8 protein-coding genes and 1 pseudogene are annotated in these 9,389 nt (G+C 71.5%); 8 read left to right on the top strand and 1 reads right to left on the bottom strand.

Features of this window, described 5'->3' with window-relative positions; genetic code table 11:
- From KK617_RS18020 to KK617_RS18010, 3 genes are all read left to right on the top strand, one after another.
- On the top strand, positions 1-314 hold a 314-nt coding region (locus tag KK617_RS18020; RefSeq protein ID WP_277501571.1), incomplete at its 5' end, for a hypothetical protein.
- 1 nt (position 315) lies between these two features.
- Positions 316-852 carry a hypothetical protein gene (locus KK617_RS18015; RefSeq protein WP_277501570.1) on the top strand — a complete coding sequence of 179 codons (537 nt, stop codon included), beginning with the start codon at positions 316-318 and terminating at the stop codon, positions 850-852.
- 94 nt (positions 853-946) lie between these two features.
- Entirely contained in the window at positions 947-1,498 is a 552-nt protein-coding gene (locus tag KK617_RS18010; protein WP_277501569.1) for a hypothetical protein, read from the top strand.
- 388 nt (positions 1,499-1,886) lie between these two features.
- On the opposite strand, the gene KK617_RS18005 is transcribed toward KK617_RS18010, so the two are convergent.
- Positions 1,887-2,378 (bottom strand): hypothetical protein, encoded by a 492-nt coding sequence (locus KK617_RS18005; protein WP_277501568.1) that lies wholly within the window; start codon positions 2,376-2,378, stop codon positions 1,887-1,889.
- Positions 2,379-2,475: 97 nt separating this feature from the next.
- Here KK617_RS18005 and KK617_RS18000 point away from each other — a divergent pair, with 97 nt between their 5' ends.
- The 5 genes and pseudogenes from KK617_RS18000 to KK617_RS17980 all read left to right on the top strand — a co-directional run.
- Positions 2,476-5,679 carry a hypothetical protein gene (locus KK617_RS18000; RefSeq protein ID WP_277501567.1) on the top strand — a complete coding sequence of 1,068 codons (3,204 nt, stop codon included), beginning with the start codon at positions 2,476-2,478 and terminating at the stop codon, positions 5,677-5,679.
- Positions 5,680-5,681: 2 nt separating this feature from the next.
- Positions 5,682-7,097, top strand: coding sequence for a hypothetical protein (locus KK617_RS17995; protein ID WP_277501566.1), 1,416 nt, complete (start codon positions 5,682-5,684; stop codon positions 7,095-7,097).
- A 31-nt stretch (positions 7,098-7,128) separates the two neighbouring features.
- Positions 7,129-8,730 carry a hypothetical protein gene (locus KK617_RS17990; RefSeq protein ID WP_277501565.1) on the top strand — a complete coding sequence of 534 codons (1,602 nt, stop codon included), beginning with the start codon at positions 7,129-7,131 and terminating at the stop codon, positions 8,728-8,730.
- Positions 8,730-9,002 (top strand): hypothetical protein, encoded by a 273-nt coding sequence (locus tag KK617_RS17985; protein ID WP_277501564.1) that lies wholly within the window; start codon positions 8,730-8,732, stop codon positions 9,000-9,002. The genes KK617_RS17990 and KK617_RS17985 overlap by 1 nt, the downstream gene beginning before the upstream one ends.
- 20 nt (positions 9,003-9,022) lie before the next feature.
- Positions 9,023-9,389, top strand: a pseudogene (locus tag KK617_RS17980) (hypothetical protein); the annotation flags it as partial.

The raw sequence follows: 9,389 nt of genomic DNA, 5'->3' as shown, positions 1-9,389 counted from the left end.
AGAAGGAGACCGGTCACGAGCTGACCGTGCTCCGCCGGCAGTACGACGCCGTCCCCGACGGCTACACCCTCCTCGACACCGACCCGCTGGACCCCAGCGGTGTCCCGCTCCCGCCGGTGTACGCCACCCCGGCGCCGGCGGCCGAGCAGGAGAAGGGGTACAGCGACCGCAGCGTCGCCGACCTCAAGACCGAGATCGAGCGCCGCAACGCCGACCGGACCGAGGACCAGCACATCGCAGTCGACGGCAAGGGCCTCAAGCCCGACCTCGTCGCCGCGCTCGAGAACGACGACAACGGGAAGGACGGCGCCTGAGATGGTCAACCCCCTCAAGCCGAAGCAGCGGCGCGCGCTCACGATGGACTCCTGGGGGTTCGCCCCCGCCGTCGCGAACATCAAGCTCCCCACGCTCGCGGAGCTCACCGCGATCACCGGCCTCAACATCACCTGCCACCTGTTCCGCGACCAGGAGGGCATCAACGGCGCCACCGCGCGCGTGACGCTCCCCGCGCGGCTCTGCGAGGCCGACGACTACGAGGTCAACGGCTCCACGACCTACTCGATGTCCGACCTCGTGTCGGCCTGGGAGCCGCAGGCCGCGGCCGGCTCGGACGGCAAGAAGGCGTGGGAGACGCTGCAGGACCAGCTCCTCGGGTTCCTGTGGCGTCGCCAGGACGTCACGGTCACCACCGACCTCGCGGCCGGGCAGTTCGTCGACGTCGTCCCGGTCCAGCTGGGCACGAAGATCCCGGGCAAGAACGCCACCGACGCGTCCGGCGTCTACGTGTTCACCCAGCCGGTGTCGATCGTGTCGGCGCCCGCGTTCAACGTGCCGATCCTGGCCAGCGCCTGACCCACGGGCCACGGCCCACACAGCGCCCGCCGCCGGCTTCTGCCGGGTTGCCGGCGGCGGGTACCAACCCGGCATCACCCGGCCAGGAGAGACCATGTCCCGCATCAAGCCCCGCACCTCCACCTACGTCGTCCTCGACGGCGACGTTTGGGAGCAGCTCGACGAGCTGCGCGCCAAAGCAGAGCAGGCCGAGGCCATCGCCGAGGTCCAGAACAAGAACGGCGCCAGCGTCCGCGCGGACGAGGCCGTCGATCCCCTCTCCGCGTGGGAGGCGTACGCCGATGCCGTTGATGCAGCGAACGCCGACGGGCTCAAGGTCGTGTTGAACGACATCGGCTCCGGCCGGTGGCGAGACCTCGTCGCCCAGCACCCGCCCCGCGACGGCAACCGGCGCGACCAGCAGCTCGGCTACGACACCGACCGGTTCCCCGCCGCGCTCCTCGGCTACGTCGACCACGACACTGACCGCCGGACCATCGTTGAGCCGGTGATGTCCGAACTCGAGCTCAAGGCGTTCCTCCGCGACATCTCGGACAGCGACCTCGAGGCCATGTACGTCATCGCCACCAACCTCAACCGGGCCCAGGCCGCCGACCCAAAAGACGTGCGGTCCTTGATCGCTCGCCGCTCCTCGAACGAGACCTAGAACTCGCTGAGGCCCTCGGCCGCACCGCCGAGGAGTGGTACGCGCTCACTGACGACGAGCGCTCCTGGTGGGAAGCCCGCTGGGAGAAGAAGCGGGACACCTGCCCCCGGTGCGGGCAGCCCCGCAGCAAGTGCTCCGACCCCGACGTCGAGTGGTTCGCGCAACGCACGATCTGCTACGCCACCCGGGCCCGTGAGGCGGCGGAGGGGCTGTACGCGCTCCTACACAAGGACGCCCCGTACCACGACGGCGACGAGGAGTCGTGGGCCAAGGATCGGAGCTTCGACCACCCCTTCCACTACAGCGAAGGCGTGACCGTGTGGGTCGCGGACGAAGACCTCAACCCCGCCGACCGGTTCCTCACACCGCCCGGCGTCGACACGGGGGGCTAGCGGTCGAGGGTGGCCATCCACGCTTCGAGCGTGGTGGTCACCTCGTCGATGTTCGCCGCCGGCGGCACGCCGTCCTCGACCGCGACCATCGTTTTTTCCCACGCGAGCCAGAAGTCGAGGTAGGCGTCGGTCTCGAGGCAAGCGGGCGGGAGTTCGCTCTGCAGCGTCGTGAACTCGACGTCGAAGTCGGCGTAGTCGGACGGGCGGTGTTCGAGGCCACCGTCGTGAGCGCCGGCGATCGTCTCCCACTCGAACTTCAGCAGGTCGACGCTCCATGTCGTCATGGGATCAACCCCTGTGAGATCGCACCGGGCGCTTGTGGACGCGGACGTCGCCGTCTCGGTGGGCGTGCCATCGGGTGTTGTTGACGATCGGCTCGTCGTCGAAGACGCAGACGCCTTCGGCTCGTCGTCGACGTCGTCCCCTCCGGCGCACGCCGAGAGGCACAGCAGAGCTGTCAAGGCCACCGAGGTCGTCCTCTTCTTCACGCGCCGACTGTAGGCGCAGCGCGTGCTGAGTGCTCCTCCTCCAGCAAACCCCACCCGATTGGCCTTGCGTGCGGCCGACAACCGTTGAGGAGGCCACGTGGCGACTCGTCGTGAGCGGATCATCCTCGAGATCGAGGACCGCGGCTCTCCGACCCTCGCGCGCCTGGCCGCCCAGGCCGCCGCAACCGACCGGGCGCTGGAGTCGCTCAACCGCCGTGCGGGCCAGAATGCCAACCAGTCCGACCGGCAGGTCCAGTCCCTGCAGGCGCTGAACCAGCAGTTGGCCGCACACAACGGGCTGCTGAACCAGCACTCCCAGGCGCTCGGCACGTCCAACACCCGCATCAGCCAGTCGACCCGGAACACGCAGACGCTCGGCAACGAGTTCGACCGCGCCTCGGGGCGGGTGCGGCTGCTGCTCGACGCCATGCTGCTCCTGGGCCCCGCGGCCGCGCCCATCGGCGCCGTCGCCGTCCCGGCCCTCACGGGTCTGGCCTCGCAGGCGGGCATCGCGGTCGCCGCGGTCGGCACCATCGCCGTCGCGTTCCAGGGCGTCGGCGACGCCGTGTCGGCGGTCAACGAGTACGCGCTCGACCCGACCGGCGACAACCTCGTCAAGATGCATGAGGAGCTGTCGAAGCTCTCCCCGGAGGCGAGCCGCTTCGCAGGCACCATCGGTCTTCTCCGCGACCAGATCGGCGGGATGCGCTCCGCCGCGGCCGGCGGGTTCTTCCCCCAGGTCACCGACGAGCTGACCGAGCTCGACCCACTGCTGGAGCGGGTGCAGACGCTGCTCTACGGGGTGGGCCAGGCTGCCGGCGTCGAGGTGGCGAACGGTCTCGACAGCCTCAACAGCGACCGGTGGTTCGAGTTCTTCGACTTCCTCGAGCGCGAGGCGGGACCGACCCTGCGCGACGTCGCCTCGATCGCCGGGGACGTCACCCACGGCTTCGCCAACATGTGGATGACGTTCCAGCCCCTCAACCGCGACTTCGGCGACTGGCTGGTCAAGCAGGCCGACGACTTCGACCGGTGGTCCTCCGAGCTCGAGGACTCTCAGGGGTTCCAGGACTTCGTCGAGTACGTCCGCGACAACGGCCCCCGGGTGGCCGAGACCGCGGCCGCCATCGGTGGCGCCATCACCGATCTCGTCGTCGCGATCGCGCCCCTCGGCGGCCCGGTGCTGGAGGTCGTGGAGGCCGTCGCCGAGGCGTTCTCCGCCGTGGCCGACAGCAACGTCGGCACCCCGCTTCTCGCGGCCGCAGCGGCCATGACCCTGCTGTCCCGCGCGACTCGCGGCACCCAGGCCGTGATGGGCAGCCAGTTCGTCGGCACCCTCCGCCAGACCGGCGGCCAGATCCGCACCCTCGCCGCTGACCTGCGGACCCTGCAGGGCACCACCCAGCAGCAGCGGCAGATCCAGGCCGGCATGGTCGGTCCGCTCACCAACGTGCAGGCCGCCGCGCAGCGCACCAGCCAGAACCTCCGCGCGATCGCTCGGACCGCGATCCCGGCCGGCGCGGCCATGGGCGGTCTCGCGCTCGCGGCGTCCGGCGCCGCGTCCAGCATGGGCGCAACCAACACCATCACCCTCGCCATGATGGGCGCGATGGGCGGCCCGCTCGGCGTGGCCGTCGGCGCGAGCGTCGGGGCGCTGCTCGACCTGTCCGCGGCGTCCGACGAGGCCGCCAAGCACCAGGCCGACCTTGCCCAGTTCTCCGAGGCGGTCCGGTCGACGCTGAACAAGCAGACCGGCGCCGCCACGGAGTCCACGCGCAACACGGTCCAGCAGCGGATCGCCGCCGAGGGGCTGACCCTGGCGGCGCGTGAGCAGGGCCTCACGATGAACGATCTGACGGACGCTGTGATGGGTTCCGAGGATGCGGTGGCCTCGCTGCAGGCGACCATCGACGCTGGCACGTTCGAGCTGTACGACGCGTTCACCGGCGAGCGCGCACAGCACCTCACCGACGAGGCCCAGGCCGCGCAAGGGCTGCTCGAGAAGATCCAGGAGCTCGGTGGCGCCTACTCCGCCAGCCAGGCCGAGCAGCAGGCCATCATCGACGCGACCGGCATCGCCGCCGACCGCTTCGACGACGCGGCCTCCGCCCTCGAGCGCCTCTCCACCGCCTGGGCGGCGTGGAACGGCCAGCTCGACAACTTCGGCGCCGTCACGGCGTACGAGGGCGCGATCGACAGCCTCCGCGACTCGATCGCTGAGCACGGTCTCACCCTCGACCGGGACACCGAGGCTGGCCGCGCGAACGCCACTCAGCTGGAGGGCCTCGCGCGCTCCACTCAGCAGTGGGTCGACACCCTTCCGCCCGCCGAGAAGGCTGCGGGGCTAGAGCACGCCCGGAACCAGCTGTACGGGCTGCTGCGGGAGATGGGCGCGACGCCCGATGTCGCCGCGGAGTGGGCCAACGCGATCGGCCTGTCGTCGGGGCTGGTGAACGCGCAGCTCACCGCGACGCGTGCTCAGACGGCTCTACTGATGGACTCCTTCAACAACTTGCCCCCCGACGTCCAGACCTACATTCGCATCAACGGCGTGCCTCAGACCGTGGAGGCCGCCGAGGCCGTCGCCGATCGGTACAACCTTCTCGAGGGCGATCGTCAGACTCTCCTGGTGCTCCAGAAGGGCGCGGCCGAGAGCGGAGTGCGGCGGTGGATCGACCTGATCCGGAGCCTGCCCCCGCGGACGTACCACGACATCATCACCCGCTACCGCACCGAGGGTGTGGCGGTCAGCCGCAGCAACACGAAGGTCTATCAGACGGCACCGGGCGGTGCGCGGTTCGAGGCCGACGGTGGCATCCTCTCGCGGGTCGGGCGGAGCCACACGGCTGTCGCCTTCGCGGCCGGCGGCTTCGGGGACTATGCCGACGGCCACCTGCCCGAGCTCACCAAGCCCGGCGGCCAGCTGCGGATCTGGTCGGAGCCCGAGACCAAGGGCGAGGCGTACATCCCGCTCGCTGACGACTGGCGCCGTGGCAGGGCCGAGTCGATCCTCGGCCAGGTCGCGGACATCTTCGGCGGCCGGTTCGAGAAGTACGCCGACGGCGGCCTCCGCGCCGCTGAGCGCGCCGTCCCGTGGAGCGGCGGCGGTTCGACAGCCGCCACAACCGTCGTCGCGCGTCCTGCCGAGCGCGGCGCGAGCGCCAACGAGATCCAGCGAGCCGTGCGCGACGGCATCGCCGAGGGGAACCGACACGTGGCCAGGCTGATCAACGAGGCGATGCGGCGAGCCTTCAAGGACCAGGCGCTGGACGACTGGGCCGCGGCCCGAGCGGGGGTGTGACGGTGACCGATCGGTGGCCCCTGGTCCAGTACCTCGCCTCAGCAGACCGCAAGGCGCGGGTGGTGTTCTCCTTCAACCAGGACACCTTCGAGGTCGCGACGACGAAGACCTACCCGACTGCGAACGGGTGGGACTTCGGGACGCCCGAGCTCGACGGGCCGGTCGACGCGGCCGGCCGCTCCTGGGGCGGCCGGGTGCTCCGGTTCCCGCTCGTCATCCACGGCCCGTCGTTCCGAACCCAGCAGGTCCTCTCCGAGGTCGCCCGGCACGTGCTGCGGCCCGGGATCCTCATGTACCGGATGTCCCCGACGTCGGAGCCAGTCTTCTACCGGACCTTCGTCGGGTCGCCCGGCTCGCTGGACATGTCGCGGGTCTACACCGACCCGAAGCGCAACGCCACGTGGTTCGTCGACGTGCAGATCCCGGTCGCGCCGTTTGCCGAGGGGGAGCGGATCACCACCACGCTGCCGCTGCTGCGCAACGACCCCCACCTCGGTGGGTGCACGGTGCAGCTCCCCGCGCCGCTCGGGGACGTCGCGGCGCCGCTGACGGTGTCGCTGCGGTCGGCGAGCGGGCTCCTCGGAGCGCGGCGGCTGCTGCTCCACATGGCGGCCTCGACGCCGGAGCGCGCTGCGGCGCCGGCGTGGTGGGACCCGACCGCCCTGATCCAGGGCGAGGTGGGCTGGGACGGCCCGGTGACCGCGGACCCGTCGTGGCCCGGGTCGGGGTACAGGACGACGCAGCTGAACCCGCTGCAGCGGCCCAACGGCAGGTGGCAGTTCATCGGCGGCGGCGCCCCCACCCGCGGGCAGGTCAAGCCCGGCCGCTATCAGGTGTTCGGGCGCATGGGTCCCGCCGACGCGACAGGGTACTTCGACGTCGCGAACGACACCAACCTGCGCACGCGGCGGCTGCGGGTCGGACCGGGTGACCCGACGTGGGCCGGGCTCGGGGACGTCTCGTGGCCCGCCGGCGTCGACGACGCGAACCTCACCCCGGCCGACAAGGTCGCGGGCTACGACGCCAGCGTCTACGCCTGGCGCGGCCTCGGGTCCGCGCGGCTCGGTGGGATGCTCGCGCTCCCCACCGGGGGCCCCGGCATCCGGTCGACCTCGAGCCTGCTGCTCCAGGCCAACGCCGCCGTGACGGGCCCTCAGCAGCTCGTTATCGACGGTGAGGCCGAGACGGTCCTCATCCGCGACGGCGACGGGTCCGCGATGGGGGTGCCCAACCAGGAGATCCCCCGCGGGCAGTTCCCCGTCCTCACCCCGGGGTCGATCAATCAGCTGACGTTGCTGCTGCAGGTCGCCGCGGCCGGGATCGGCGACTCGGCGGCCGAGGAGACCGAGGTTCAGTACTCCTACCGGCCCCGGTACCTGTGGCTGCCGTCGACGGCGCTCGACCCGGGCGCCTCGTGACCGGCTCGACCGTGACGGGAGGTGGGGGCCGGTGAGCTTCTGCGGAGTGGCCATCGACGACGGTCGGACCCGGCGGGTCGTGACCCAGCACGTGTCGCGGCTGACGTTCACGACCGCCGCCCCGGGCGGGTTCGTCCGTGCGTCCATGACCCTCGCGCTGCCGCGGGACGCGTTCACCGACCTGGGCCCCGCGGACCGGGTGTACATCACGGACCCCCGCACCGGGGAGACGCTGTGGGAGGGCTGGACCGAAGCGCCGGGGCCGCTCGACGGCCGCGGCGGGCAGTCGTGGCAGCTCACCGCCGTCGGGAACGCGGCGCTGGCCAGCGACAAGGCCGCCGCGTGGGTGGGGATCGACACCGAGCTCGGCGCGTGGGTCCGTGACGGGTCCCGGTCGGTGCCCGCCGGCGCGATGGCGTCGATCGAGCCCGTCCCTACCGGTGGGGCCGACGGACTGCTCGTCGGGTTCGACCAGGGCGAGGAGATCGACGGGACCGGGGTGCAGGCCGGGATGGCGTACCGGCGCCTCGGGGACGCCGGCCAGGAGTTCGCGTCCATCGTGACGACGTTGAAGTCGGGGAAGTACGACACCGGGTACCGCACCCAGCTGACGTGGACCCCACCCGACGGGGCCGCGCACATCGGGTCGCTGAACGAGATCAACACGACCTGGATCCAGCAGGTCCGCATCGCCGGCGCCGGCGACGGACACCCCCCGCTCGGGGCGCAGTTCATCGCGCTGCGGATCGTGCGCACCGACGGCCCCACGGTCGTCCCGGACGGGAAGACGTGGTCGTTCTTCACGAACATCGCCGTCACCGGCGTCCGGCTCGACCGGTACGGCAACCGGGTGCCGCCCACGGCGTACACCTCACCCAGCTACGTCCTCGCGCACGAGGTCGCCGCCGACATCGTCGGGCGCCTCCTGCCGCTGTGCACCGGGGACCTGGCCTACATCGAGGCGCCCGCCGACCCCTACCGGATCGACCAGATGGTGTTCACCGACGCCGTCACCGCGCGCGACGTCTACGAGCAGCTGATGGCCGTCGAACCGAACATGATCTGGATGATCCTCGAGACCGTCCCGGGCCGGGGGATCAGGTCGGAGTGGCGGTCCTGGGGCTCCACCCACCGCTACGTCCTGTCGACCGCCCGCGACAGCGTCGAGCTCACCGGCGGCGACGTCGAGCTGTGCAACGAGATCGTGGTCGAGTGGACCGACTCCCTCGGCCGCACCCAGTCACGCCGCGTCACCACCGACGTGCCCGCACTGGACGCGGTCGGGCGGGTGAAGTCCGCGTCCACCATCAGCCTCCGCGACGGCATGGGGTCCCCGGCGAACGCCGAGCGCGCCGGCCAGCTGCAGCTCGCCCAGTTGAACACCCCCACCCCGTCCGGCACCGCCCGGGTGCGCGGCCGCGTGATGGACCGCCACACCGGCACCCTCATCGATGCCCAGGAGATGAAGGCCGGCTATATCGCCCGGATCCAGGAGAGGGGAGACGACGTGCGCGTCACCGAGGTCGACTGGGACGACGACGGCAGAACGATGGGCCTGACCCTCGGCACCCCCGCGAACCGCCGCCAGCAGCAGGAGCTCGCACGGCTGACCGGCTCTGGGCGGGTGCGCTGATGCCCGACCAGCCCAGCCTCACCGATGTCGTCCGCCGGCTCGACGAGCAGGCGAAGGCCACGGAGCGTGTGATCGAGAAGGTCGACGCGCTCGTCAACAAGCTCTCCGACGACTACGTGCCGCGCCGCGAGTACGACCTGCGCACCGGGGCGCTCGAGGAGAAGGAGCGCGCCTCCGCCGCGTTCCGCCGACAGGTCATGGCGGGGGCCCTCGTCGGGCTCGTCGTCTACATCATCACCGTGTTCGTGCTCGCCCCGGGAGTGCCGTCGTGAAGAAGACACACGCACCGTCCATGCGAACGATCATCCTCCTCGCCTGGGCCGTCGGGCTCGGGATCATGGGAGTGCTGCTCTACCTGCTCGTCGAGCTCGCCCACACCAACGAGCGCGACCGAGAGTCCAAGGCCGACCGCGCCGACCTCCGCTCCATCGTCGACCAGCAGGCCCAAGCGCTTGAGGAAGCGAACCGACGCCTCGAGGCCGTCGGTCAGGAGCCCGTCGAGGAGCCCGAACAGGACGAGCCCAGCCCGCTGCAGAGCATCCGCGGGCTGCCTGGCCCGCCCGGCCCGGCTGGCCGCGACGGAGAGCCTGGCGCCGCCGGCGCCGCTGGCACGCCCGGCGCCGCGGGGGAGGACGGCTCGGCCGGCGCCGCTGGCGAGC

The organism is Nocardioides sp. ChNu-99, from assembly GCF_029493445.1.
Classification (GTDB): domain Bacteria; phylum Actinomycetota; class Actinomycetes; order Propionibacteriales; family Nocardioidaceae; genus Nocardioides.
Note: the sequence above shows the minus strand (reverse complement) of the source record. Positions and strands in the feature narration are given on the sequence as shown.